Here is a 24,661-nt window from a genome sequence, read left to right on the forward strand (position 1 = left end):
CCGCCGCCTTCGTCCTGACCCAACCCACCGAACCCACCCCCGCACAGGCCGACACCTCCCAGCAGCCGGCCACCACCCCCGCACCACCCCACGCACCACCCGCACCACCCGCACCCGCGCCGACACCAGAACCAGCCACCCCCACCGACGAACCCGCACCCGCGGGCCGGCCAACGCCAGGCATGGAGCCCGCGCACGCGGCCGGACCTCTGCCCGCGCCCCCCGCGGCGGGCGGCCCGGCGGCGGACCCGGCACCCGCGCCCGGCGCCGCACCAAACCCGGTCGCGCCCGGCCCCACACCGGCACCTGCCCCCGCGCCGACCAGCCCCGCGCCGTGGCTGTCGTTGACGGCGAACCTCAACGGCCAGGCTCATGCCGCTCTGGCGGTCTATGAGATCGTCCCGCGAGACGGGGCCACGATCATCTCCGTCACCGCCTCCGCCGCGCTGGACCGGGTCGTCAAGGATCCGGCCACCGGCCGCTGGTATGTCTTGTCGTTGCCCGTGTACCGCGACGGGGACGGTGACGGCGACGTCGCCCTGACAGTCACCTACGACAGCCCGCCCGAGGGATCCGTCGTTCTCCAGAGGCGGCTGCCCAGCGTCCTCGGCTCGCTCCTCGAGGACCTGCTCGACCTCCTGGGCCTGTGAGGGACCAGGTGCCGGGCGCTCGTCCGGAGCGCCCGGCACCGTCACGGCCGCGTGCCCTCCGGCGCAACCTGGTCGACGTCGGTCCATACCTCGGTCATCTCGGCGACGAGCCGTCGCGCACCTCGATGAACGTCGCGACCTCGAAGTGCTGCAGCCACGGACACGTACACGTGTGCGTGTCGGTGGCTGCTGGCAGACTCGAATCATGACCACGAGCATCGGCACCGCGGGCGGCACACCCGATCGGCCCGCGATCTTCTTCGCGGGGCCCGAGGAGTTCCGCGCCTGGCTCGAGGCCAACCACGCCACCGCGACAGAGCTGTGGATGGGCCTCTACAAGAAGCACGTGCCCAACCAGGGCCTCACCTGGGCGCAGGCGGTTCCCGAGGCGCTGTGCTTCGGCTGGATCGACTCGGTGGCACAGCGCATCGACGACGACGCGCGCCGTCAGCGCTGGACACCCCGCAAGCCCGCGAGCATCTGGTCGAGCGTGAACATCGCGCTCGTCGAGCGGCTCACCGCCGAGGGACGCATGCATCCCGCGGGCCTGGCTGCGTTCGAGCGACGCCGCGAGGACCGGTCGGGCGTGTACTCGCACGAGAACCCGAACAGCGAGCTGCCGCCGGAGGCCGCGGCGCGTCTGGCAGCCAACGCCGCGGCCTCCGCGTTCTGGAAGGCCGCCACCACCACCTACCGCCGGCAGGTCACCCATTGGGCGCTCTCCGCCAAGCAGGAGGCCACCCGCGAACGGCGGCTCACGCAGCTCATCGAGGACAGCGCGGCCGGTCGGCTCGTACCCTTCCAGCGATACGGCGACACACCGAAGTGGGTCGAGCGGGCCGCGGCGGCCGCCCGGGAGGCGGAGGCCTGACCGCTCAGGGGCTGGTGCCCGCCCCGCCGAGGTCCGCCGCGAGCTCGTCGATGCCCTGCTTCTCGAGGTCGTGAATCGTTCGGACGCGGTCGCCGAGCGCGTCGAAGGTCAGGGTTCGCGAAGCGGCGCGGTGGGCGATCTCCCGCCACTGGCGACCCGAGCGCTCGAAGGTCTCAGCCGCATCGAGCATGCCCGCCGCCCGCAGGGTCCGCGCGAAGAGAGGCCGTCCCGCGGCGGGCGCAGTGTGTTCGCGATCGATGCACGCGACGAGACGGGAGTGCCACACCTCGGTGCCCTGGAAGAGCGCAGGCCATCCCTGGCGGCCCGGGTCGTCGGCGAGCCGACCCCACTTCGCGAGTCCCGACAGTCCGAAGTTGACGTCGAACGAGTTGCCCAGCACCGGGCGGGTCATTCCGTCGACGGTCGCGGCGAGCCCCGCCAGGAGCGCCGGCCTCACGTCCGCGGGGAGCAGCGGGTCCAGCAGCGCGAGGACCGGGTGCTTTCGTCGCGCCTGACCGTACGAGCCCATGACGACCTCACGGGCCAGCACCGCGCTCGCGCCCGTGCCGTCCAGCACCCGGAAGCCCTCCTCCTCGTGCGGGAGCGCGATGACGATGTGCTCCTCGTTCGCATCGAGCGCCGTCGACGTGAGCCACGGGATCGAGCCGCGCGAGAGCGGCAGGATGACGGGCTTGCCCGCGTCTAGCAGTCGTGTCGCCTCGCGCTTCGTCGTCGCGGACTCGTGCCGCACGCCGAGCCGATCGAGGATCGCGGGCGCCCACGGCGCCGGATGGTGCTGGCACACGAGGGTCAGGAGCGGGTGACCCACCTCCTTGTAGCTGAACAGCGCGTACATGAAGCCGATCCCGCCGCCGATGCCGTACGCCACCTCCGGGCGCAGCTCCAGTCCCGCCGTGCGCAGCAGTGCGACGACGAGCGCCGACGCCGGATGGGTGTCGTCGGGCCGTGCAGGATTGTTCGCCTCGAGCTGGGCAGCGACGTGCGCGTAGCTGCGGCCCGTCTCCGCCATCTGTGCGCGGACCCGGGCCTTGAACGCCTTGCGTTCAGTCATCTTCATTCACATTCCGGGCGCCCGGTCGATCGTTCCCCACGCGTGATCCGACCGGCGACCTTGATGTGAACGTCGCCTCGGAGTCCGCGATGACTCGAGTCACCTTTGCCCAGGTAGTAGATGCGGGCGTGGGCCGCATCAGGACAGGCGGACGGAGCCGCCGCGCCCACTATACGTCGACGCGCAGCGGTAGAACCGGCCGGACGAACGCCCGGTCGCGAGGGAGCAGCTCGGCCGCGGGACCCGCGGCGCGGAGGACGACGTCGAGCACCCGGTCGACGTCGGAGGCGTAGGTCCCCGAGGCCCAGGCGGCGTTGGCCTCGATGACGACGAGCCGGCCGTCGAGCGCGCCGACGTCGACGACGATCGCCGTCGGCAGCGTCCCCGCCAGGTCGGCGACGAGGGCGGCTGCGTCGGCCGCGACGCCGTCGGGCATCGGAGCGGGACGCAGGCCGCCGGAGGCGGCGTACTGGCTGGCTGCGTGGATCGCGCCGTCCAGGAGGTGGAGGCGGTACTCGGCGGTGAACGTGACGATGTCGGCCACCAGGACAAGCGTGTCGGGGTCGACGGCGTCGGGGCCAGGCAGGCGGGCGCCGTCGGTATAGATCATGGCGCGCAGCGACTTGTCGTTCGGCGCCTTGATGAACGAGGGATAGCGCAGTTTCCAGGCGTCCCGGATCGGCAGAGCGCGGATCGCCCGCCCGACGACGGCGCGGGGCAGGTCCGCGAGCCACGTCGCCGGAGCTTCGAGGCAGGCGATGCCCAGGGCTGGGGCCACGGCGTCGGCGAACGTCGGGCCGGCATGCAGGTGCTCGGCCTTCAGCCCTTCCGGAAGGTCGGCGGGCGACGACAGCTGGACCGGCATGAGGCCGCGTCCCTCGGCGGCCCGGCTGACGGACTCGGCGGAGGCCGTCAGCCGGGGCGGGAGCAGCAACGTTCGAGGCACGCGCCGAGACTGCCATGCCGGGCCTTTCGCCTCCGAGTCATTTCGACGCCGGAGCACGTCGGGTGTCAGGGGCGGCGGATATCGTTCGGGCCCATGACGACGGGGAACCCAGAGATCGACGCGTTGCTGGCAGTGATGCCCGCCGAGCACGGGCGAGGCGAGGGGTTCGACTGGCCGGTGGTCGAGGCCTCGCTCGGGCATCGGCTGCCGACGGACTACAAGACGTTCATGGACGTCTACGGGAGCGGATCGCTACCCGGTCTCAGCATCGAGCCGCCGGTCCTGCCAGACGAGTACCCGTATACCAGCGGGGGCATCGCTGAGGAGACGGCGAACCTCCGCCACACGTTGGAGCACCCATGGCACGACGACCCGATGCCGGAAGGGCTGAGGCAGGCCGACCAGCTCGTGGCGTGGGGCGTCGGACACCACGACCCTGACCTGTACGGATGGATCATGACCGGCGACGACCCGGACACGTGGCCGGTCGTGGTGTGGCGGCGCCACCGTGGGCCGGAGCTCGTCCGGTTCGACATGGGGATGGTCGAGTTCCTCCGGCGTCTGGTCACCGCGGACCTGGACGACATCCCGGGCAGCAACGACTCGGCGTGGGGCAACCGCGGCCCCTACATCGGGTGGCGCGAGGACCGTCGTCGTTCAGAGGATGGACTCGGCGCACACACCGGGGAGTCAGATCCGGAGGCGAAGTTCTTGCTCGGCCTGCCCGAGGTCCGGCCGCTTCCGGACTGGCTCTCACTGATCCTGTCGGGTCATGAGACGCCGGTCCGACTCGCGGTCCACCTACGGCTCGTGCACGACGTCGCCGTGAGCCTGCTCGACGGACTCGCCGAGGCGTACCCGGATCTGCGCGTCGATCGCGAAGCGGTGGAGTTCGGTGCCGCGACGCACGATATCGGCAAGATCGTCCACCGTTCGGAGCTGACCGGCCCGGGGTCGGATCACGAGGAGGCTGGCCGCCAGATGCTGCTCACGATGGGGCACGACGAGCACCTGGCGCGGTTCGCCGCGACGCATGGCACCTGGGACTCACCCGACCGCCGGCTGGAGGACCTGCTCGTCACGGTCGCGGACAAGGTCTGGAAGGGCAAACGCATCAGTGAGCTGGAGGAACGTGTCGCCGACATGATCGCGGAGCTCACCGGCAAGGACCGGTGGCAAGTTTTCCTCGCGGTCGACCAGCTCTGCGAGGACCTTGCGGGCGACTCCGACGAGCGGCTGGCGTTCCATTCGGCCGCGCCCGTGCACATCGGCCCGCACGGGCCGCTCGCGCCAGTGGAAGACTGATCGCAGATGTTCGACCACCTCGGGGTCACGCTGGTCGTCCGCGACGGCAACCACGTCGAGGGACCAGCGTCAGGCGGTGCCGACGAGGATGGCCGTCCAGACGAGAGAAGCCACCACGGTGTCCGACTCTTAACCCCCGCGGACCAGGACGCGACCAGCGCCCTGATCCGCGCGAAGGTCCCCACCTCTCGCGGCCGCCGAGGACTAGCGGCGTCGGGTGACCGCCCCCGGGCGTAGGTCGAGCCGGCGCAGCAGCTGCGCGTTGAGGGCGACCACGACCGTGGAGGCGGACATGAGGACCGCACCGACCGACATCGGCAGGACGAACCCCACGGGGGCGAGGATCCCCGCGGCGAGCGGCACGGAGATCAGGTTGTAGCCGGCCGCCCACCACAGGTTCTGCTGCATCTTGCGGTATCCGGCGCGGGACAGCTCGATCACCGACAGGACGGACCGCGGGTCGTCGCTGGCGAGGATCACACCTGCCGACGCGATGGCCACGTCGGTCCCGGCACCGATCGCGATGCCGACGTCGGCCTGGGCCAAGGCGGGGGCATCGTTCACGCCGTCGCCCACCATGGCCACGGTGCGGCCCTCGTCCTGCAGCCGGCGCACCGTGGCGGACTTGTCCTGGGGTCGCACCCCGGCGAAGTACCGGTCGATGCCCAGCTGGGCAGCGACCGAGGCGGCCACCGCCTCGGCGTCGCCGGTGATCATGACGACCTGGACGCCCCGGTCGTGGAGCGCGGCGACGGCGTCCCACGACTCGGGACGGACCTCGTCGGCCAGGCGCAGGGCGCCCGCGACCCGGCCGTCGACCAGGACGTGCAGGACGATCGAACCGTCCTCCCGCCAGGCGGCGGTCACGTCGAGCTCGCGGGCGGAACGCTCCTCGAGGAGGGTGGGACCGCCGACCTCCACGACCTGGCCGGAGACGGTCGCACGCACGCCGACCGCCGGTGAGGACGCGAAGTCCTGCGTCGGGCTCAGGACGATGCCCTGGTCCGCAGCGGCCCGGACGATCGCCCGCGCCAGCGGGTGCTCGGAGTCCTGCTCGGCGGACGCCGCCAGGCGCAGCACCTCCTCGGACGCCTGGCCCTCGGCCGGCTCGACGGCCGTCACGACCGGCTCGCCCCTGGTCAGGGTGCCCGTCTTGTCGAAGAGCACGGTGTCGACGGTGCGCATGGTCTCCAGCGCCAGCCGGTCCTTGACGAGCACGCCGCCGCGCGCCGCGCGCTCGGTCGCGATCGAGACGACCAGCGGGATCGCGAGGCCGAGCGCGTGGGGGCACGCGATCACCAGGACGGTGACGGTTCGGACCACCGCGTCGTCGGGCAGCCCGGCGAGGCTCCACACGACCGCCGTGACCGCCGCCGCACCCAAGGCGAACCAGAACAACCACCCGGCGGCACGGTCCGCGAGCCGCTGCGCCTTGGACGTCGAGGCCTGTGCATCCGCGACCAGGCGCTGGATCCCCGCCAGGGCCGTGTCCCGCCCGACGGCGGTCACCTGCACGCGCAGTCCGGAGTCGGTGGCCACGGTGCCCGCGACCACCGGGTCACCCACCGCCCGCTGCACGGGACGCGACTCCCCCGTGATCATCGACTCGTCCATGCTGGCAGCACCGGTGACAACCCGGCCGTCGGCGGGCACGCGGCCACCTGGCCGCACGATCACGACGTCACCGGTACGCAGGTCCGACGGCGCGACCGTGACGACCGTGTCGCCGTCGACCCTCTCTGCCTCGTCGGGCAGCAGCGCGGCGAGCGAGTCCAGGGCCGACGTGGTCTGGGCGAGGGACCGCATCTCGATCCAGTGCCCGAGCAGCATGATGACGATCAGCAGGGCGAGCTCCCACCAGAACTCGAGCTGATGGTCGAGCACGCCGAGGCTCGCGCCCCACGACGCCACGAAGGCGACAGTGATCGCCAGGCCGATCAGGAGCATCATGCCTGGGGTACGGGTCCGGACCTCCGATACCGCGCCCGTCAGGAACGGGCGACCGCCCCAGACGTACATGAGCGTGCCGAGCACCGGCGACACCCAGGCCAGGCCGGGCACGTCGGGCAGGTCGTAGCCCAGGACCATCGCGAACATCGGCGAGGCAAGGACCACGGGCACCGCCAGAGCGAGCATGATCCAGAACAGGCGACGGAACTGGCCGACGTGGTCAGAGTGGCCGCCGTGGCCCTCGTGGCCCTCGTGGCCCGGTTCATGTCCTGCGTGCGTACCGTGGCCGGCGGCCTCGTGCCCGGAGTGCCCGTGATCGGAATGCCCATGATCGACGTGCCCGTGGTCGTGGCCCCCCTGGTGGTGGTCATGGTGCTCGTGGCTGGTGCCGTGTTCCGTCTCGGCAGCCGGCGCACTGTGACCGGCGTGATGGTCGGCCGAGTGCGTCCTTGCGTGGTCGTGCGTCATGACAGCTCTCCTCGTCGCGCGCGTCATACGTTCGTCGGTCTCGAACCACATACCCACCGGGGGTATTCCCGCAGCGGCGACCGGCGGCGGAGGTCAGCGCCCGACCATCCGGTTCTCCCAGGCCCAGGCGGCGATCTCCACGCGGTTCCGCAGCCCCAGCTTGGCCTGGACCGCGGCGACGTGACCCTTGACGGTGCTGAGTGCGATGAACAGCTCCGCACCGATCTCCAGGTTGGTGCGTCCGTGCGCGATCGCACGCACCACCTCAGTCTCCCGCTCCGAGAGCGTCCGGGCGGTCGCACCGCCACCAGGCGGGTTCACGCCGGCGGCGGGGGGCGCCGTCGTCGTCAGGTGCCGTAGGAGCCGCACCGTGACCGACGGCGACACCAGGGCATCGCCCGCGTGCGCCGCCCGGACCGCCTCGACGAGGAGGGCCGGCCCGGCGTCCTTGAGGACGAAGCCGGCCGCCCCTCCGCGCAGCGCCCCGTAGACGTACTCGTCGAGGTCGAAGGTCGTGACCACGACGACCCTGAGCGGATCCGCGACGTCGGGCCCGGCAAGGGTCCGGGTGACCTCGATACCGTCCAGGCGCGGCATCCGGATGTCGACGAGGCACACGTCGGGCCGTAGGCGCCGGGCCAGCGTGACTGCCTCCGCGCCGTCGGACGCCTCGGCCACCACAGCGATGTCGGGCTGGTCCTCGAGAATGACGCGTAGGCCGTTGCGGACCATCGGCTGGTCGTCGGCCAGGAGCACGCTGATCGTCATGGGGACTCCTGGACCAGCACGGGCAGGGTGGCGAGGACCGTCCAGCCACCGGGGCGCGGCCCGGCGTGCAGGGTGCCGCCGAGCGTCTGGACCCGTTCCCGCATCCCGATCAGTCCGTACCCACCGGGGTTCCTTCCCGGGTGGAGTCCGGGGGCGGCGCGCGGCGTGTCGTCGGACACCGCGACGGTGACGGCCTCCGGGGTGCTCGTCACGCTGACCGTCACGGACCGGGCGTGCGGCGCGTGGCGCGTGATGTTCGTGAGCGCCTCCTGGACCACCCGGTAGACGGTGGTGGTGACCTCGGGCGGCCACGCGGGCCGGTCGTCGTCGGGCAGGCGGAGGTGCACCTCCGGGCCGCGGCCCTCGAACCTCTTCACGAGCGCGCCGAGGGCCTCGGGGCCGGGCGCCACGGGGAACGCGTCCTCGGCGTCACGCAGCAGGCCGACGACCCGGCGGAGCGACGTGAGGGCGTCCGACCCGGCCGCCTCGATGTCCGCCAGAGAGCCGGCAAGCCGCCCGGGCTCGCCCAGCCCTTTGCGTGCCAGGATCTGGGCGGCCTGCGCCTGGACGACGATGCCTGTGATGTGGTGCGCGACGACGTCGTGCAGCTCGCGCGCGAGGGCGAGCCGCTCGTCCCGGCGCACCCGCTCGACCGCCGCCTCCCGGCGGGCGACGAGCAGCCGTCCCCCGAGGCCTGCCGCCACGGCCGCAGGCCAGCCCACCGCGTTCACCATCGAGACCACGGTCAGCTCCGCCGTGACCGGCGTCTCCGCGAGCCACGTCGCGAGGACCACGACAAGGCCTCCGACCACGACGGTCGCGGCCTGCCGGGCCGAGAGCGTGCGGACCGCGGACGCGACCAGCACGGCCAGGGCGAGCGCCGTGGCGGGCGCAGGCTCCTGAGGCAGCCCCGTGAACCGCGCGACGACGGTGGCCGCGAGCGCCACGCCCAGGCCTGCGAGCGCCATGCAGAACCGGTGCCGACGACGCAGGAGGGCGAGCGCGCCGACCGCCGCCGCCGTGCCGAAGCCAAACATCCAGGAGAACCCGCCCCAGCTCGCCGCTAGTGCCGCGGCGGTGACGAGGAGCACGACGGCGAGCGCGAGGCCGAGAAGTACGTCTCCAAGGATCCTGGCCGGCGCTGCCCCGCGCCCGGTGGTGTGCACGTCGCTCAGGCTACGGCGGATGGCGCGGGTCGCCGCAGCCACGTGGCCCAGCGCCAGGCCCACTCGAGAGGTCCGTGCTCGAAGTGGCGAAGCCAGAGCGTGGAGAACAGCCACTGGGCGGCGAGGACCGTGCCCGCGATGACGAGCACGGTTGTCGAGGTCCAACGCTCGGGATGCCCGACGACGGTCGCCACGCCGAGCACGACGATCGTCGCGGTCAGGTAGTTGGTCAGCGCCAGCTTGCCCAGCGGGGCGAACACGGCCCGGAGAGCCGGGCGGGCCGGCGACCGCAGCAGGACCAGCAGCACACAGACGTACACACCGGCGAGCAGCAGCCCGGCCAGCGGGTAGACGATCCGGTAGCCGAGCGTGCCCACGTCGCCGGCACGCTCGTACGAGGCCTGGGCCCAGAGGGCGGGCACAGCCCCCGCCGCGAGCCCGAGCGCCAGCAGGGCCGGCCCCCCGGTCGAGTCCTCGATGCGGCGCGTCACGCCGTACCGCGTGGCGGCTGAACCGAGCAGGAAGAGGCCCGGTACCAGGGCGAAGTGCCCTGCTCCCAGGAGCAGCGCGGCGGCCAGGCAGGCGACGGCGAGTCCCGCCACGACCCGTCGGGGCAGCCAGGTGGACGGCAGCAGCACGAGCAGCCCGACGGCGGCGTAGACGGTCAGGATGTCGCCGGGCCAGAGCAGGAACAGGTGCGCGAGACCGAAGGCGAGCAGCACGAGGAGACGGCGCAGCAGGGCCAGGCGCGGTCTCGCGGTGCGAGTCGCCGCCGAGTCCACGAGGAGCGAGAACCCCACCCCGAAGAGCAGGGAGAAGATCGGGACGAAGCGCAGGTCGACGAGAAGGTGAAGCCAGTCGGCTCCACCGCTCCCGGAAGTGGTGACCGCGACAGCGACGGCCGTGTCGGAGGCGACGGAGGCGCTGATCGGGATGACGTTGGCGATCAGGATCCCGCACAGCGCGAAGCCGCGGATGACGTCGAGGGAGACGAGGCGGGTCATGCGTCCCATGCTCGGCGAGCCTGCCGGGGCGCGGTACCGGCCGAAAGTACGTTTCGCCGGCCGATCGCGCCCCCGTGACGAGGGCGCGATCGGCGTGTCACGCGCCGGTGGCGGGCCGCTCGGCCGTCGCGCGGAAACGCTCGAGGTAGAGGGGCCAGCCCCCGCCCGCGTCGAGGCTGGTGAAGCTCTCCCAGCCCTCGCCGTGCCGGTCGAGGTGCCGGTGCTCCAGCAGGACCTGGGTCCGTTCCGGGGTCTCGGCGATGAACCGGATCTCGACCTCGCTGGTGCGGCTGGGGTCCGCCTCGACCTGCCACCGCGGGCTGATGTCCCAGCTGATCACGAGCCGGTGGGGTGGCTCGTGCACGAGGACTCGCGCCCAGGTGCACGTGCTGCCGTCGGTGCCGACGTCGTAGATGGTCCCGCCGGCGTAGGGCTCCAGGACGGTCCGTTCGATCGGTACCGCCATGAGGTTGTGCTCCCGAGGCTTGATCTCGTCGAAGCGTTCGGTGAACACGCGAAATGCGTGCTCCACCGGGACGTCGACCCGGACCTCGGCCTGCAGCCGGGTCCGATCCTGCGATGTGGTGCTCATCGTGAGGCTCCTTCCGTCGGTGAGGTATCCGGCTCGTAGCTCTGCTCGGCCACCTCCTTGAACGTGGACAGGGTCTGGCTCCAGTACGACTCCAGGTCGCGCCGAAGCACTTCCAGACCGCTGAGCCGCGGCTGGTAGAGACGCTCGCGGCCTCGCTGCTGGACGTCGACCAGCTGCGCGTCGAGCAGGACACGCAGGTGCTGAGACACCGCCGGCCGACTGACCGGCAGGTCGCGGGCGATCTCCGTCACCGAACACGGGCCGCGTGCAACACGCGCGAAGACCTTCCGGCGGGTCGGATCGGCCAGCGCATGCCACGGGTCAACAGTCACCATCTCCACAACACGTAAGTTACTACTTACGCGTTCACGTGTCCAGGGCTGCTGAGCTCGGCCGTAGTGTCAGCCTGCGGGGCGCCCTCCCCGACCCCCGTGCGCTCCCCCGCGCGGCTGCACCTCAACGAAGGGACCCGGTCATGAACCCCACGGCCCGGCGCACGGTGATCCTGTTCCACGGCACTGGCGCACACCCCGACGCCCTCTGGTACCCGTGGCTGGCCCGGCGCCTCCGTGAGCGTGGCTACGCGGTCGAGGTGCCGCACCATCCGGGGATCAACATCGAACCGATCGCCACGTTCCTGCCCAAGGTCCTCGAGGCGCACGCCTTCGGACCCGACACGATCCTGGTCGGCCACTCCGGGGGCGCCGCACTGCTTCTGGCCGTCCTCGAGCACCTGGATGTGACGGTCGCCCAAGCCGTCCTCGTCGCGGGGTACTCCACCCGGCCCGGCGAGGACGACGAACCCGTGCTCCAGGACTCCTACGACTGGGCCACGATTCGCGCCCACGCCCGGGACCTGGTGTTCATCAACTCCGTGACCGACCGGTACGGGTGCGACGCCATCCAGGGGCGCACGATGTTCGACCACCTCGGAGGCACCCTGGTCATTCGCGACGACGACCACTTCGAGGGAGAGCGCTGGGACCTGACCGAGTTCGACCTGCTCGACAGGCTCATCTCCTGACCGACGGCGAGCCCCGTGCGCGCAGCTTCATCGTGTTTCCTCGTCTGCCGCCTGAGTTATTGCTGGCGACGCCCAGCCCGACCCACTTGGAAACAGGGAATGGCCGAGCCTAGAACCATAGGTTCGCCCATTCCGGTGCCCGGTGATATCACAACCCCGGGTTGACAGAATTGAATAGCATGAATCGCCCACCCGGGTCGGTCAGATGAACTGATATGTGCAACTCGCCTGGATATCGAGAACCGACCGATCCCCGCTGTGACAAGGTTCGAGACCTGGTCGGAGTGCCCCATGATCGACCGAAATGCATGCCCTTGAACCTCCACCTGCTGACAAAACTCACCAGGGTGAATTCCGGCCGCGATAAACGGTTTCAACGGGCCTATAAAGCGCCACAAATCAGGTGGTCCTTATCCGTACAGCGATACGCGCCCCGATAAACGCCACACCTGAGCCAGCGGATCAGACAGGGCCAAAGCATGATGACGGTCATGAACTCAGCCCTTTCGCAAACGCCGGCGCTGGCTTTCACGCTGGTGAGTCCGATCTCGTCGCTGGGCATCCCTACAGAAGTCAACGACGACTACACGATCCTGCTCGACAACGCAGTGTCCGGCGGTGCGGGCACGTCCGAGTACCTCGGCCGCATGCTGGAGTTCGCGACCCTCGCCAGCTATCTCGCCAAGGCGGGCGACGACGCGTTCACGACCAGCGACGGGCCGGCCGGCTCGATGCAGGCGTACGCGAGCAACGCCGGCACGTCGATGACGATCGGCGTCGCCCTCAACGACAACCTGGCCGAGACCGACTTCGGCGGCGTCCCGGTCCGCGGGGTCGCCTCGGTGCGCATGGCGACGTCGCACCCGTTCGACGTGGTGAAGTACACCGAGCTCGGCATCTCCCTGGCCGAGATCCCGGCCGGCCTCGCCGTCGGCGACGCGCTCATGGCGGCCCTGTTCCGTCCCCTGCTCGATCGCCTGTCGAGCTTCGTGCAGGACACCATCTCGTCGTGGCTCGAGGCCGACGTCGGTGAGCTCGACGGAATCGCGGACGCGCTGGCCGACACCGCCGCCGACGTCGCCGGGGAGATCGCCGAGGAGACCACCGAGATCGTCGTCGAGGAGACCGTCGTCGCGGAAGTCTCGCTGGATCTCGCGGCGATCGCGCCGCCGCTGGCCGCCCTCGGCCTGCTCATCGCGGTGCCCCTGCTCATCGAGATGCTCGCCAAGGACTTTCAGGTCCACTTCGAGATCAACAACCTCACCGACCACGACGTCGAGTGGGCCGTCGAGTACTCCTACGACGGGGCGATGACCGCTCAGCCGGCCAGCCCGACGATCCCGAAGATGGGCCGAGCCATCGACGCGTGGGGCGACACCACCGACGTCGACGTCGCCTACCAGGCGGACTTCTCCCTCACCAACGCGAGCGGCTTCGAAGGCACCGGGTTCGTCCTGCGCCTGTCTGTGCCTGACCTGGCGGACGAGGGCGACATCGCCGTCGTGCTCTCGGTGCCGTGGGCCTCGGACAACTCGATCTGGCTCGGGGCGGCCGGGCCCGGCACCGACTGGCAGCAGCTCTGGAACGACCACGGCGGTGGCGGCGGGCCGCTGGCGGTGAACCACGGCACACGCCAGCTGTACGTCGACATGGGCCTGGACGCCGTGTCCGGCCACGGGGACTCCTACCACTGCGCGCTGCGTATCCGATCCGTCCCGCCCACCGAGCAAGGAGCCGCACATGCCTGAGGACAACCCCACGACCGTGACCTTCGCCCTGGAGCCCCAGGCCGACGGTTATCCCGCGCTGGTCGACGACGAGCTGCGTGCCGCTCTCGCGTCAGCCGTCCGGGGCGGGGAGCACACCCAGGGCTACTTCGACGCACTCAACGCGACCTCGGACTTCTGGGGTCTGGTGGCGGCCAAGACGATCACGTTCGCCCCCGGGGTCGCGCCGTCCGGTCAACCGGTCCTGATGGCCAGCAGCGGGAACGTCGAGCTGCGCATGATCGGTGCTTACACCGGCCCGCCGGACGGGGTCGGGCCGCAGGACCATCCCGTCGTGGGCACGCTGACCATCGACACCCGCAACACGACGGCGAGCATCTCGAAGGTCTTCGCCGTCGGGGTGCGCCTGGCGACGATGCCGGCCTACCTGCCGCTGACGCACGACCTGTTCGTCAAGCTCCTCGTCCCCACGTACCAGAACGCGAAGTCGGTGCTGGGCGCGCTCGCCGCGAAGATCAGCAAGGCCGCCCAGGTCGAGTCGCCGTCGATCGACCCGACGGCCGCAGCGGACGAGGTGATCCTCGAGGAGGAGGGCGCCCTCGAGACCGTCGGCGAGGAGGGCATCGAGTACCTCGCAGTCGAGTGGGGTGCCGTGGCGCTGGACGTCGCGGGCATAGCCCCGCTCATGGCGCTGCCCATGCTCGTGGAGTTCCTCGGGCACAAGATGCAGCACTCGCTGGTCGTCCAGAACCTGACCGGCCAGCAGCTCACGCTCGACCTGGCGCTCGTGCACGGGGACCAGGCGTGCGCGCCGGCCAGCACCACGCTTCCCGGGCTGTCCACGCAGGACGACCCGATCAACCCGGGGTCCACCGTGACCTACTCGTACGACGCGTACTTCCAGCTCATCAACTCCACCGACCTGGGCGACATCGGGCACGTGCTCACGCTCACGCCGAGCGACGGCGGCGCCCAGGTGCGCGTCGTCACGGCGGTCCCCTGGGCCGGGGACAACGCCATCTGGGTCGGCGAGTCCGACCTTCCGGCCAGGAGTCTCTACGCGCAGAGGTCCGTGCCCAACGAGCACCTCACCCAGACCGCGTCCGTAGGCAACCTCAAGGTCACCCACTCGATCAACCGCCTCTCCGGCACGACCGACGGCGACTACTTCTACTGCTCGATGGTCCTGATCGAGCCTGCCTGATCCCTCGTTCCCGCAACCGACAGGAGTATGACGATGGCCGACCCCACGAACACGCTGAGCGTCTCCCTCACACCTATCACCCCCGGCACTCCGAACATCTACGACGACAAGCTGCAGGCCGCGATCGACTCGGCCAAGGCCGGCGGTACCGCGACCCAGCAGTACTTCGACTCCGCCAACCAGACCGCCGACTACTGGGGCTGGTTCACCTCGACCCAGGGGAACGGCGAGGACCCCTGGGCTCCCGGGACGGACCCCGACGGCAACCCGATCGAGATGTCGTCGAACGGCAACCTCGACATGCGGATGGGGGCGTTCTACCGGGCGTCCGCCGACGGGCTGACCGCGGAGCACCTGACCGGCGACGGCCCGCCGCCGATCGTCGGCATCGCCACCATCCAGACGCACAACACCACGAGCAACGTCTCGGCCGACATCACGTTCGGGCTGGGCCTGACGGGGATCCCGGCCGGGATCGTCCTGTCCAAGGCGCTCTTCGGCGACCTCATCAAGCCTGTCTACTCGAACCTGAAGACGGCCGTCGGCAAGCTGGCCGAGACCTTCAAGCAGGAGGCGGAGGTCACCGACCCGTCCATCGACCCGGAGGACACGGCCGAGGACCCGCTCGAGGAGGCCTCGGGGGTCGAGGAGCAGATCGGCGGCGACCTCGCGGAGGAGGGCGCCGAGTATCTGACCATCGAGTGGGGCTCGGTCGTGCTCGAGGGGGCAGGGCTCGGCGCGATCATGGCGATCCCGATGATCGTGAGCTTCCTCGGGCACAAGATGATCAACAGCGTCGTGATCAACAACCTGACGGACACCGACTTCGAGTGGCAGCTGCTGTCCCAGGTACACGGGAAGGCGAGCGTGCTGCCCTCCCCGGACTCCAAGAACGTCATCCCGAAGATGGACTACAACGTCGACTCCTGGGGTGACAAGACCACCGTGAAGGTGGCCTACGAGGCGCAGTTCCAGTTCATCAACTCGAGCGACCTGGGCTCCATCGGCTACGTGCTGAGCCTGGCCCCTACCGGCGGAGGCAAGACGGCGAAGGTCGCCGTCGCCGTGCCGTGGGCCGGCGACAACGGTATGTGGGTCGGCAGCTCCGACGACGACCCCGGAACCATCTACGAGGAGAACACCGACCCCGACGGGCTGCTCAGCAAGAGCGCCACGTTCGGCGACTACACGGTCACGATGGGCATCAACGCGCTCCACGGCGAGACCGAGGGCGCGTACTTCTACGGACTGATCGTGGCGATCGAGAAGGCCTGAAGGTCCCCGCACTCACACAGAAGGGCACAACCATGGGCAAAGGCGCATACATGTCGGTCACGAACAACCGGGCGGAGCCGCTCACCCTGTTCGTCTCCAACCAGAAGTGCATGTACGACCACGGCGCAGAAGGCTCGAACGTGTCGTACTTCAACAACCTCACCGTCCCGGTCGCCTCGGTCCTCCCGGACGCGAACGGTCAGTACGTGGAGGTGAAGGCCAGCTCCACCGGGGGCGACACCTGCGCCAGCGAGACCTCGAGCTTCGACGTCGAGGTCAACATCGGCACGGTCCCGCTCGGGACGATCAAGATCTCCGAGCGGTGGAACCAGTACAGCGGGACGAGCACCAACACCGACGACATCAAGGTCGACGTCGGCCGTGGCAGCGACCAGGACGTCATCAGGGTGACCATCACGTAGGTGGTGTCGCGGCAGCCCTGACGGTCCGGAGGACGGATCGTCAGGGCTGCCGCTCTGCAGCGGCTCGCGCTGCTGGGCGCGGCCCTCGACCACCCTGGTGAGCGTCCTCTCTGTAGGGTGGCGCCATGACCGTGAGGATGGACAACGTCGGCATCGTCGTCGAGGATCTCGCTGCAGCGATCGAGTTCTTCCGCGAGCTCGGGCTCGAGCTCGAAGGGCAAGCCGTTGTCGAGGGAGAGTGGGCCGGACGCGTCACAGGCCTGGGCTATCAGCGCGTCGAGATCGCGATGATGCGCACGCCGGACGGCCACAGCCGGCTCGAGCTCTCGCGTTTCCTCGAGCCGACCGTCGTCGCCGATCATCGGAACGCCCCGGTGAACGCCCTCGGATACCTGCGGGTCATGTTCTCGGTCGACGATATCGACGAGACCCTCGACCGCCTGCGCGAGCACGGCTCGGAGCTCGTCAGCAACGACGTCGTCCAGTACGAAGACGCGTACCGGCTCTGCTACGTGCGTGGGCCCGAAGGCATCCTCATCGGACTTGCCCAAAAGCTCGGCTGACCGCTGGTCTCTGGACCGTGACGCCGACCAGGCTTCGCTGGACGTCACTGCCGCTCAGGCGCGCCGCGTCGCGACCATCCGCTCCTCCAGCATCCAGGTGCGGGCCTCGTCGGCGGAGAGCTCGCCCAGCCAGACGAACCGGTCGGCGGAGATCTCCGTGAAGCGCCAGCGCAAGAACGGCACCTCGTCCGTGCTCACGAGGTGCACCTCGTCGCCGACGGGCCGTCCGACGAACTTCCGGACCCTGCCGTTGACCGGATCGACCCAGGTCGAGCGCCAGGCGCCCAGGTCCGGGTCGTAGAAGCGGATCGTCGTGCCGTGGAACGCGTAGGGCCGGACCCCGGCTCCAGGCTGACCGGGACCCGGGACGATCCAGACGTCCTGGACGGCCCGTCCGGCGAGGACCCACCCGAAGTGCAGCTCGCCGGAGGCGTGGGCCGGAGCCGCAGGGTCGCCGGGCCGGGACCACTCGAGGTCCCACGAGCCGACGAACCGGCCGAAGGTGTCCAGGTGGTCGGACAGCGACGGGTCGGGCCCGTCGTCGTGCAGCCGGTCCGGGAGTCCCATGGAGAGATCGTAGGCGGTGGCCGGCGGCGCGTCAGGGACCAGCGGGCGGCGGCCGGTCGTCGTTCCGGCGGAGGAACCCCGCGATCCTGGCGGCGACCTCGCCGGGGACCTGGCCGCGGACGCCGTGCCCGGTGCCGGGGTAGATCTCGACCTCGGCGCTCGGCACGTGCAGCGACAAGCGGCGGGCGGCGGCGTCGGGCTCGCTGAGGACGGAGTCGGCTCCGAAGATTGCGAGGACGGGTACCTGGAGCCGGGCCAGCTCGGCATCGGTGAGCGGCCGGGAAGGGTCGAGTGTGCTCCCCCGCTGGTGGGGAGCCGGTGAGAGCCGTGACGGGTCGTCGTGGGTCTCGTCGGCGGCCGCAGCGCGCCCGCAATTCTCAGGGTACCCGGGTAGACGGGCCGCGATGGCTAAGCCCGTACCCCCCGGTCCTTTTCGGCTCGGGATGTCGGTGCCGGTTCACGGTGGGTCGGCTGAATCAGGCCACCGCGGGCGCTCCTTCCGCAAAAACGTCTCGATCGCCGCTCTCGCTGGAGCCTCCTGCTCGATGGCGTACCCGCGTTCGAGGCACGCACGAGCGAAGTGGCCAACGGCGTCGTCCCGCCGCGCAGCCACGGCAAGCTGGTCACGGGCGGATTCACCGAAGGCTTCGCCCTCGACGGCGTGCTCGCTCATCCCAATGTCCACGATCTTGGCGTCGGTGCCCACCGGCAGGTTGTCATGGATACGGGAGGCGATGCGGACTCCCCCGAGGTCGGCGTCGGGGCAGATGACGACGGTTCGGACGGTCTCGGCAGCCTGGTTGATCAACCGAAGCACCTGTTCGGGAACCTGTCCGTGGCACCAGACCACCGCCAGGTCGGGGTGTGTGTCGCAGATCGTCTCGGCAGCTTGGCGGTTCTCGATGACCACGAGCGCCTCCGTGCCCGCTTGCACCTCAACTCTGATGTCGCGGTGTCCGGGGAGGCGGATGTCGTGCGGGCCGGGCCACCCGGTCCAGTCGAGGACCCGTCCATCGTAGTGAGCGCGGACCGGTCCGCCGAGACCGATGTAGGGATTGCGGTTGACGCCGAGCTCGGCCAGGGCCTCTTGCTCGAAGCCGGCGTCGGCCAGGAGACGGGTCAGGTCCTCCCGCTCCTTGGTCTTGCCGACGTGATGCTGCACGAATGCCCGTGGGCCGTCGTGGCTACGTCCTGCCATCAGGTCCTCTGCCGCGCGGACAAGCCAGGTGAGCCGGACCTCCGTCGTCGGTGTCGTCAACGCCGTAGCGACTCCCGGCCACTCGTCGGTAAGCAGTGCGCTCAGCTGCTCTGCGCACGTGTTGAGCGCATGCTGGGCGGACCGTTGCTGGTCTCGACGGTCCGTGTGCTGCGTCACTAGGTCAGGGTGCGGTATCCACCGCCGGGGCAGCTGGGCGATCGACCCGGCGCGGTAGTCGTGTTCGAGCGCGATGCAGCCGGCGCGAGCCAACTCGATCGCTACCTCGCCTGCGCGGTCTCCGAGCTCACTGACCACGGTTCTCCATAAGCGCGGGGCGCTCGTGGCCCACCTCCACTGGGTGTCGGTGAGCAGCCCAGCGGGGCGCTGCGGCTTCCGGCCGGGGTGCGCGCGCAGGGCCACCCGTCGGACCTTGGGGATGTCGTTTCGGTCGTAGGCAAACGTGCCATCGGACTGGGTCGGTCGTGCGTGGGCGCGCAGCCCGTCGGGTACGCCGGCGTGGCCGGGCAGGGGGTACTCCCCGGTCACACGGAGCTGGTCGTTCACGCCACGACCTCTTCCAGGGTTGCCTCGTCCGCCTGGCGGTAGGACGTCAGCCACGCCTGGAGCATCTCGACGCGGCTGCGGTTCGTCTCGTCTCCGACGACGACGGGTGCCTCGTTGTAGGGCATGCTGTCGGAACGTCGGCGCAGTTTGACGTAGAGGCCGGACGCCTCGATGGCGTAGCGCTCCATGTCGTCCTGGAGGGCGCCGACGACCGTGATGTTGCGGTCGTTGCCGATCTGCTCGAACAGCGCGACAGCCTCGCGGCGGTGCTGCTTGCCGAGGTTGCGGCCCAGTTCGTCCAGGATGAGCAAGAGGGGTCGGTCACCTCCGCCGGCGAGCGCTGCGGCGCAGACCAGCTTGACGGCCTTCTCGTCAAGCTGGGCGGTGTTGCTGCGCAGGTCGTAGCCGGACATGCGTTGGCCTTCTGCGCGACGCCACCTGGGTGTGACGGTCCACTGCCAGGGCTGGTCCGGCTCAGCGGGTGGCTCGGGCTCGGGAAAATCCAGGTCCGCTCCGTAACCGCCGTACCTCAGGTCCAGGCGGTCGAACTCCTCGGCGACCTTCTTGAGCGTCGTCTTGATCCCCTGGGCAACCGACGCGCGGTGGGTCCTGGAGGTGAGCTCGGCCTCCGACAGGCCCTCGAGCGCCGCACGGAGGTCGCTGGACCGCTGGGAACGCTGCTGGTCGATCTGGGCCTTCTGGTGCTGGTCGTACTCCTCGGTCTGCTTCAGGTGGGTCCGCAGTGCGCGGTGCATGGAAGGGAACAGCCCGATCCGGACCTCCAGGCGCCCGACGCGCCAGCGCTGTTCGATCAGCAGCTCGCGGATCTCGGCGGGCATCTCCTCCTCCGGCGCGTCCTCGGGGAAGCAACGCCGCACGGCTTCCTGGAGCTCGCTGCAGGCAGTCTCATTCCACTCGGCGATCGAACGTCTCGCCTGGTCTTCGTCGAGCGAGAGCAGGAGACGTTCTGCTGCCTGTGGCGAGTCTCCGAACAGCGCCTCCCGGGCCGGTAGGTCGAGGCCGACCAGCTCGCCTTCGAGGGTCTCCTTGGCCCTGCGCTTGTCCTTGATCTCGCCGGTGACGCGATTCTTGGTATCGCGGTGGTTCTTGATCAGAGTCTCGCGGGTCTCGCGGGCGCTGCGAACCCTGTCCCAGGCCTCCGTTGCCTCGTCGAGTGCGGGTCGCTGCTGGTCCTGCTCCTCGACACGTTTCTGGTTCGCGGCGCGCAGCCTCTCCATCTCCGCCAGGACCGAGGCCGCGTGCTCGGCTGCGCGTGCTCCGGCGGTGCGCTCCTCAGCTCGCTTGAGCTTGCCGCGCTCCACCTCCAGCAGCCTGTCAGCCTCGTCGCGGAGCCTGATCTTGGTCTTGTGGTCGTCGCGCGCTGCGACGATCCGCGCAGCCCTCCCCGTGACCGGAACGGGGAACTGCCCTGGCACGTGAACGCCCGCGTCGTCGTCGACGTGCGCCGGCTGCCCGCCCGCACGGTTGGCGAGAACGGCCAGGAACGTCGTGAGATCGAATCTCAGGTCGACGCTGCCCGGCACACTGCTTCCTGCACCGGTTCGGACGGATCCGGGCGCATCTGCGGCGACCAGGACGACGGCCGCGCGTCCCGTCAGAAGACCGAGGGCGCGCTTCTCGTCCGCCCGCAGCACCACGACGGCGTTCCTGTACGGCACGAGACGCGGCTCCCACACCGTGCGCTCGTCGGTACCCAGGTGGACGACATCAACCAGCGCGGCTGCCGTGATGCCGGACTCTCGCAGCGTCGCGAGTGCCTCGGTCGCGATGTCCTCTCCGGCCTCGGCTGCTGCCAGATGCTTCTGGGCATCGGTCACAGCCACGCCTGCCAGGGTCTGTTCCCCGACGGCGTCCTCCACGGCCAGGCGGGCGGTGCTCTCCTCGTCCCGTGCCTGCTCAAGGCTGCGCCCGTCGGATGCGCGCGACTGCTCCGACAGAGTCCTGTGGTCGTGGGCGAGCTCCTCCAGCCTCAGGCGAGCAGCGCCCTGGTCCGACTCGAGCTCGCGGTCGCGCTTGTCGAGCCTCTTGTACAGCTCTTCGGCCGCCCTGGCTTTCCTGTCGAACTCCTCGTCGTCGCTGAGCCCGGCCAGTTCCTGCTCGATCGTCTCCACCGTCGACTCCAGCTCTGCCGCCTGCTCTTCCAGGGCTTCGACCTCCGGGCCGATCTCCTCGGCGCGGACGACACCGTCGTGAAGATGCCGGGCACACCGCGCTCTCCAGGAGTCACGCGCCAAGTCCAGCCAGGTACGGGCCTGGGCTCGTTTCGCGATACCCGCCTCGACGACCGCAGTCTCCATCTGCCAGCGCTCGAGGTCCTCCTGTGCCTCGCGCGCCCGGGTCCGGTGGCGGTGCTCCTTCGACCGGTGAGCCTGCTCGGCCTCCAGGTCACGGGCCAGGCCCGTCAGCGTCGCGATCGCGTCGAAGATCTGCCGCGGCTTCAGCTCGTTGAGCGGCTGGGCGAGCAGGTTCGCCGCCGCGCTCGAGCGTACCGAGGTCGACAGGAACGAGACGCACCGGACATGTCTGCCGTACAGGACCTCACTGATCCGGTTGGCGTGGAAGTCGTCGCGCCCGTTGCTGCGGGGCAGTGCGTCCCACAGGGCGTTGACTCCGGCTGCCCGCTCGTACTCGGTCGCCCCGTGGGGCACGTGCAGGCTGTGCGACCAGCGCAGGTTCAGGTATGGGGCCTTGCGGTTGATGCGCAGCCACACTGTCAGGGTGCTTGCGGACAGGTCGTCGATCGTCGTGGCGCGGGGGTCTGCGTACACGCCGATGACGTACCCGTGGTCGCTGTTGGAGGCCCGTGTCTCCTGGGCGGCGAGCTCGGCGGTGAACAGCAGGTCAGCTGCGCCGGCCGCGCCGCTGGCCAGTCGCCACTGCTCGTCGGCGTGCAGGAGGCTCATCGCGGCGATCAGGGAGGACTTCCCGGCGCCGTTGGAGTCCTTGGGCCCTTGGCCAGCAACCGTGACGAGGCCGTGGCTGATCATCGGGATCGGATGCGTGGACAGGCGCGAGATGTCGACCATCTGGATTCCGACGAGCAGGACTGTGGCGGCCCGCGATCACCCGCGGACCGGGAACTGACGGACGGCGCCGCCGCCCTCGTCTCGAAGGGGAAGCGATGAACGTGCAGAACACTCCAGGAGCCAGGCCATGAGCGCCCCGGCATCGGTCGCGGTCGGCTACGTGTCCGGCACCGAGACCGCCGACCAGCGCAAGGCACTGGCCGACTACGCCGCCGCCGAGGGTATCGCCCTGGCCGAGGTCATCACCGACCGGGCGGACACCATCACGATCACCCAGATCGTCGAGGCGACAGCCCTGCACGAGGCGAAGCTGCTCCTGCTGCCCGACGACGCGGCACTATGCCTCGCTCGCCGCGGGATCCAGCACTCCCTGGCCAAGATGGGCGCAACCTGCGTCGTCGTGCCCACCGGCAGCGACACCGAAGGGCGGGCCGACGCATGACCACCAAGACCACCACCATCACCAGGCGCCTGGTCGCGCTCGACGTCGACGGCACCCTCGTCGACACCCACGGGCTGGCCTCCGCCGCGACCCACCAGGCAGTCGACCTGGCCCGCGCAGCCGGGCACGAACTCGTCCTGGCCACCGGCCGGTCCCTGGCCGGCCTGATGCCGGTCGCCCGACAGCTCGGCCTGACCGACGGGTGGGCGGCAGGGTCCAACGGCGCGCTCCTGGTCCGGCTCGACCCGACCGCACCGAGCGGATACATCGTCCAGGACGCGCACCTGTTCGAACCGCGCCAGGTCATCCGCCGCGCCCAAGACCTCGTCCGCGGCGTCGTGATCGCCATCGAGGACGTCGGCGTCGGCTGGCGGGTCTCCCGCAGGCTGCCCGACGGCGCCCTCAACGGACCCCAGACCCTCACCTCCGTAGCCGACCTGTGCGCCACCCCGGCCACCCGGGTCGCCCTGGTCGGGTCCGGCATCCGACGCTTCACCGACGCCCTAGCCGCCACCGGTGCCACAGTCACCGCGGCCGGGTCCGACTGGCTCGACGTCGTCGGACCAGGGGTCTCGAAGGCGACCACCCTCGACCAGATCCGCCAGCAGCTCGACCTCCCGGTCGATGCCACCGTCGCCGTGGGCGACGGGATGAACGACTGCGACATGCTCACCTGGGCCGGACGCGGCGTCGCCATGGGCCACGCCGCAGCCCGCGTCCGGCACGCCGCCGACGAGACCACCGGAAGCCTCACCGACGACGGCGCCGCAACCGTCCTGCGCTCCCTGGTCCCCACCACAGCGCTCGACTCCGGCCTGTCGCCCCTGGCGGCGCAGCTCGCTGCGGCCGTCGACTCCAGCCCCTCGGCGATGACCCTGCGTGTGTGGCACGGCACCGGGCCCGCCCTGACGAGCGTGACCGCCTGGCTCCTTGACGACGGCCCCTGGCGCACCCACGCCCCCATCCCCGCCGGCACCGGAGCCACCATGCGCGACGTCGAGAACGCCGCAACCGAAGCCCGTCTCGCGTACCCCGCCGCGGACATCGCACTACGCGCCCGCTGGCGACGCACCACCCTCACCGACGGACCCACGTCCTACGAGCTCCCCCTGTACCGCGACTGAACCGTCGCCCACAAACTCGCGGCCGGGACCCCTCCCCACTCCCCAGCCCGGCTGTGAGCCCGCCGAGCCCCTCGGCGGGACGCGGGCCGGGGCCTGCCCCCTGGGCGGTCCCGGCCCGTGTGCGTTCCTTCTAGCATCTCGAACCCGCCAGCCGCCGGGATCATCGCGTTTGTCGATAGGCGTATTGCGCCGCCGAGCGCCCGATCGTGCCCGCCCTCAGAGGAACCGCTGGTACACAGCCCGGTCGTACCCCGCCCCCTTGAAATCGGGCGTGACGAACATGCCCTCGACCTTCCGCGACGCTGGTACGTTCTCGAACCCCAGCGACAACCACGCAGCATGTGCCCCGTAATTCTCGGGCTCCGACGTCAGATACATCCGACTGCAGCCGAGCTCTCGGCCACGCTCCGCGACGGCACTCAACAGCCTCCCCGCCACCCCACGACGCCGATGCCCTGAGCTCGTGACGACGTCCTGGACGTACAGATCCGCCGGCGTTTCCTGGCTGACGAAGGCAACGACCGAACCAACGACATCGTGATCCACGACCATGACCGGGCAGGTCGACGAGAAGAGCGTCGCGAACAACCAGTAGTCCGACCGGGACCGAGTCCGTACGAACGGTGCACCCGTGACGGTCAAAGCCATTACTGCTTCAATCCGACCGACAGTCAACGGTTCCAGGATCATCGTCATCCACCTCGTCCTTCCT

The 24,661-nt window shown here is 70.2% G+C and carries 24 protein-coding genes; 11 read left to right on the forward strand and 13 right to left on the reverse strand.

Translation table 11 applies throughout. From position 1 onward, the window contains the following. Together D1350_RS20695 and D1350_RS20700 are read left to right on the forward strand one after the other, a co-directional pair. Nucleotides 1–650 (forward strand): hypothetical protein (locus D1350_RS20695; protein ID WP_206074623.1); only part of this gene is annotated, 650 nt, incomplete at its 5' end. Between the two features lie 205 nt (nt 651–855). Continuing rightward, on the forward strand, nt 856–1,521 hold the full coding sequence (locus tag D1350_RS20700; protein ID WP_125777951.1) for a YdeI/OmpD-associated family protein: 666 nt from the start codon (nt 856–858) through the stop codon (nt 1,519–1,521). 4 nt (nt 1,522–1,525) lie between these two features. On the opposite strand, the gene D1350_RS20705 is transcribed toward D1350_RS20700, so the two are convergent. Continuing rightward, nucleotides 1,526–2,593 carry a BtrH N-terminal domain-containing protein gene (locus tag D1350_RS20705; protein ID WP_125777952.1) on the reverse strand — a complete coding sequence of 356 codons (1,068 nt, stop codon included), beginning with the start codon at nt 2,591–2,593 and terminating at the stop codon, nt 1,526–1,528. Between the two features lie 169 nt (nt 2,594–2,762). Further along, nucleotides 2,763–3,539 (reverse strand): ATP-grasp domain-containing protein, encoded by a 777-nt coding sequence (locus tag D1350_RS20710; protein WP_240644257.1) that lies wholly within the window; start codon nt 3,537–3,539, stop codon nt 2,763–2,765. A gap of 93 nt (nt 3,540–3,632) precedes the next feature. Between D1350_RS20710 and D1350_RS24205 the strand changes: the two genes are divergently transcribed. Beyond that, nucleotides 3,633–4,844, forward strand: coding sequence for an HD domain-containing protein (locus tag D1350_RS24205; RefSeq protein ID WP_206074624.1), 1,212 nt, complete (start codon nt 3,633–3,635; stop codon nt 4,842–4,844). A gap of 204 nt (nt 4,845–5,048) precedes the next feature. Here D1350_RS24205 and D1350_RS20720 read toward each other — a convergent pair whose 3' ends face one another. The 6 genes from D1350_RS20720 to D1350_RS20745 form a co-directional block, all read right to left on the reverse strand. After that, a complete protein-coding gene (locus tag D1350_RS20720; RefSeq protein ID WP_125777953.1) occupies nt 5,049–7,262 on the reverse strand; it encodes a heavy metal translocating P-type ATPase in 2,214 nt (737 codons plus the stop codon). A gap of 93 nt (nt 7,263–7,355) precedes the next feature. Beyond that, on the reverse strand, nt 7,356–8,030 hold the full coding sequence (locus D1350_RS20725; protein ID WP_125777954.1) for a response regulator: 675 nt from the start codon (nt 8,028–8,030) through the stop codon (nt 7,356–7,358). Then, on the reverse strand, nt 8,027–9,196 hold the full coding sequence (locus tag D1350_RS20730; protein ID WP_206074625.1) for a sensor histidine kinase: 1,170 nt from the start codon (nt 9,194–9,196) through the stop codon (nt 8,027–8,029). Before D1350_RS20730 ends, D1350_RS20725 begins: the two co-directional genes overlap by 4 nt. 5 nt (nt 9,197–9,201) lie before the next feature. Continuing rightward, nucleotides 9,202–10,200: a DUF418 domain-containing protein gene (locus D1350_RS20735; RefSeq protein WP_206074626.1), complete on the reverse strand. Its 999-nt coding sequence runs from the start codon at nt 10,198–10,200 to the stop codon at nt 9,202–9,204. 97 nt (nt 10,201–10,297) lie between these two features. Continuing rightward, nucleotides 10,298–10,792, reverse strand: coding sequence for an SRPBCC family protein (locus tag D1350_RS20740; RefSeq protein WP_125777956.1), 495 nt, complete (start codon nt 10,790–10,792; stop codon nt 10,298–10,300). Beyond that, the gene (locus tag D1350_RS20745; RefSeq protein ID WP_125778042.1) at nt 10,789–11,127 is read right to left on the reverse strand and encodes an ArsR/SmtB family transcription factor; all 339 of its coding nucleotides are present in this window, start codon (nt 11,125–11,127) and stop codon (nt 10,789–10,791) included. Before D1350_RS20745 ends, D1350_RS20740 begins: the two co-directional genes overlap by 4 nt. A gap of 140 nt (nt 11,128–11,267) precedes the next feature. Here D1350_RS20745 and D1350_RS20750 point away from each other — a divergent pair, with 140 nt between their 5' ends. The 6 genes from D1350_RS20750 (at nt 11,268) to D1350_RS20775 (ending at nt 17,007) form a co-directional block, all read left to right on the forward strand. Further along, the gene (locus tag D1350_RS20750; protein WP_125777957.1) at nt 11,268–11,816 is read left to right on the forward strand and encodes an RBBP9/YdeN family alpha/beta hydrolase; all 549 of its coding nucleotides are present in this window, start codon (nt 11,268–11,270) and stop codon (nt 11,814–11,816) included. A gap of 491 nt (nt 11,817–12,307) precedes the next feature. Then, nucleotides 12,308–13,564 (forward strand): hypothetical protein, encoded by a 1,257-nt coding sequence (locus tag D1350_RS20755; protein WP_125777958.1) that lies wholly within the window; start codon nt 12,308–12,310, stop codon nt 13,562–13,564. Continuing rightward, nucleotides 13,557–14,747, forward strand: a complete 1,191-nt coding sequence (locus tag D1350_RS20760) for a hypothetical protein (RefSeq protein WP_125777959.1) — start codon at nt 13,557–13,559, stop codon at nt 14,745–14,747. Before D1350_RS20755 ends, D1350_RS20760 begins: the two co-directional genes overlap by 8 nt. 33 nt (nt 14,748–14,780) lie before the next feature. Then, the gene (locus D1350_RS20765) at nt 14,781–16,022 is read left to right on the forward strand and encodes a hypothetical protein (RefSeq protein WP_125777960.1); all 1,242 of its coding nucleotides are present in this window, start codon (nt 14,781–14,783) and stop codon (nt 16,020–16,022) included. A gap of 32 nt (nt 16,023–16,054) precedes the next feature. After that, nucleotides 16,055–16,444 carry a hypothetical protein gene (locus D1350_RS20770; RefSeq protein WP_125777961.1) on the forward strand — a complete coding sequence of 130 codons (390 nt, stop codon included), beginning with the start codon at nt 16,055–16,057 and terminating at the stop codon, nt 16,442–16,444. Nucleotides 16,445–16,581: 137 nt separating this feature from the next. After that, nucleotides 16,582–17,007 (forward strand): VOC family protein, encoded by a 426-nt coding sequence (locus tag D1350_RS20775; RefSeq protein ID WP_240644259.1) that lies wholly within the window; start codon nt 16,582–16,584, stop codon nt 17,005–17,007. A 54-nt stretch (nt 17,008–17,061) separates the two neighbouring features. Here the strand turns inward: D1350_RS20775 and D1350_RS20780 are convergent, their stop codons facing one another. The 4 genes from D1350_RS20780 to D1350_RS20790 form a co-directional block, all read right to left on the reverse strand. After that, nucleotides 17,062–17,574, reverse strand: coding sequence for a hypothetical protein (locus D1350_RS20780; RefSeq protein WP_125777963.1), 513 nt, complete (start codon nt 17,572–17,574; stop codon nt 17,062–17,064). 31 nt (nt 17,575–17,605) lie between these two features. Next, a complete protein-coding gene (locus tag D1350_RS24790; RefSeq protein ID WP_276313780.1) occupies nt 17,606–17,740 on the reverse strand; it encodes a hypothetical protein in 135 nt (44 codons plus the stop codon). Between the two features lie 291 nt (nt 17,741–18,031). After that, on the reverse strand, nt 18,032–19,336 hold the full coding sequence (locus D1350_RS20785) for a toprim domain-containing protein (RefSeq protein ID WP_125777964.1): 1,305 nt from the start codon (nt 19,334–19,336) through the stop codon (nt 18,032–18,034). Then, a complete protein-coding gene (locus D1350_RS20790; protein WP_125777965.1) occupies nt 19,333–22,068 on the reverse strand; it encodes a coiled-coil domain-containing protein in 2,736 nt (911 codons plus the stop codon). The genes D1350_RS20785 and D1350_RS20790 overlap by 4 nt, the downstream gene beginning before the upstream one ends. A 442-nt stretch (nt 22,069–22,510) precedes the next feature. On the opposite strand from D1350_RS20790, the gene D1350_RS20795 reads away from it, so the two are divergent. Together D1350_RS20795 and D1350_RS20800 are read left to right on the forward strand one after the other, a co-directional pair. Further along, nucleotides 22,511–22,825 (forward strand): hypothetical protein, encoded by a 315-nt coding sequence (locus D1350_RS20795; protein ID WP_125777966.1) that lies wholly within the window; start codon nt 22,511–22,513, stop codon nt 22,823–22,825. Then, complete coding sequence (locus D1350_RS20800; RefSeq protein ID WP_164545257.1) at nt 22,822–23,949, forward strand: HAD family hydrolase; 1,128 nt, start codon at nt 22,822–22,824, stop codon at nt 23,947–23,949. Before D1350_RS20795 ends, D1350_RS20800 begins: the two co-directional genes overlap by 4 nt. A gap of 216 nt (nt 23,950–24,165) precedes the next feature. Here D1350_RS20800 and D1350_RS20805 read toward each other — a convergent pair whose 3' ends face one another. Next, nucleotides 24,166–24,645 carry a GNAT family N-acetyltransferase gene (locus tag D1350_RS20805; protein WP_206074627.1) on the reverse strand — a complete coding sequence of 160 codons (480 nt, stop codon included), beginning with the start codon at nt 24,643–24,645 and terminating at the stop codon, nt 24,166–24,168. Between the last annotated feature and the right edge of the window lie 16 nt (nt 24,646–24,661).

Source organism: Antribacter gilvus, assembly GCF_003946865.1.
GTDB classification, from domain to species: Bacteria; Actinomycetota; Actinomycetes; order Actinomycetales; family Cellulomonadaceae; genus Antribacter; species Antribacter gilvus.

Excerpts from the sequence above, each read along its gene's own strand:
- D1350_RS20750 (WP_125777957.1), top strand. The coding sequence starts at position 11,268 with ATGAACCCCACGGCCCGGCGCACGGTGATCCTGTTCCACGGCACTGGC.
- D1350_RS20770 (WP_125777961.1), top strand. The coding sequence starts at position 16,055 with ATGGGCAAAGGCGCATACATGTCGGTCACGAACAACCGGGCGGAGCCG.
- D1350_RS20780 (WP_125777963.1), bottom strand. The coding sequence starts at position 17,574 with ATGGGACTCCCGGACCGGCTGCACGACGACGGGCCCGACCCGTCGCTG.
- D1350_RS20755 (WP_125777958.1), top strand. The coding sequence starts at position 12,308 with ATGAACTCAGCCCTTTCGCAAACGCCGGCGCTGGCTTTCACGCTGGTG.
- D1350_RS20805 (WP_206074627.1), bottom strand. The coding sequence starts at position 24,645 with ATGACGATGATCCTGGAACCGTTGACTGTCGGTCGGATTGAAGCAGTA.
- D1350_RS20735 (WP_206074626.1), bottom strand. The coding sequence starts at position 10,200 with ATGACCCGCCTCGTCTCCCTCGACGTCATCCGCGGCTTCGCGCTGTGC.
- D1350_RS20705 (WP_125777952.1), bottom strand. The coding sequence starts at position 2,593 with ATGACTGAACGCAAGGCGTTCAAGGCCCGGGTCCGCGCACAGATGGCG.
- D1350_RS20765 (WP_125777960.1), top strand. The coding sequence starts at position 14,781 with ATGGCCGACCCCACGAACACGCTGAGCGTCTCCCTCACACCTATCACC.
- D1350_RS20800 (WP_164545257.1), top strand. The coding sequence starts at position 22,822 with ATGACCACCAAGACCACCACCATCACCAGGCGCCTGGTCGCGCTCGAC.
- D1350_RS20745 (WP_125778042.1), bottom strand. The coding sequence starts at position 11,127 with ATGGTGACTGTTGACCCGTGGCATGCGCTGGCCGATCCGACCCGCCGG.
- D1350_RS20795 (WP_125777966.1), top strand. The coding sequence starts at position 22,511 with ATGAGCGCCCCGGCATCGGTCGCGGTCGGCTACGTGTCCGGCACCGAG.
- D1350_RS24205 (WP_206074624.1), top strand. The coding sequence starts at position 3,633 with ATGACGACGGGGAACCCAGAGATCGACGCGTTGCTGGCAGTGATGCCC.
- D1350_RS20740 (WP_125777956.1), bottom strand. The coding sequence starts at position 10,792 with ATGAGCACCACATCGCAGGATCGGACCCGGCTGCAGGCCGAGGTCCGG.
- D1350_RS20725 (WP_125777954.1), bottom strand. The coding sequence starts at position 8,030 with ATGACGATCAGCGTGCTCCTGGCCGACGACCAGCCGATGGTCCGCAAC.
- D1350_RS20760 (WP_125777959.1), top strand. The coding sequence starts at position 13,557 with ATGCCTGAGGACAACCCCACGACCGTGACCTTCGCCCTGGAGCCCCAG.
- D1350_RS20775 (WP_240644259.1), top strand. The coding sequence starts at position 16,582 with ATGGACAACGTCGGCATCGTCGTCGAGGATCTCGCTGCAGCGATCGAG.
- D1350_RS20700 (WP_125777951.1), top strand. The coding sequence starts at position 856 with ATGACCACGAGCATCGGCACCGCGGGCGGCACACCCGATCGGCCCGCG.
- D1350_RS20720 (WP_125777953.1), bottom strand. The coding sequence starts at position 7,262 with ATGACGCACGACCACGCAAGGACGCACTCGGCCGACCATCACGCCGGT.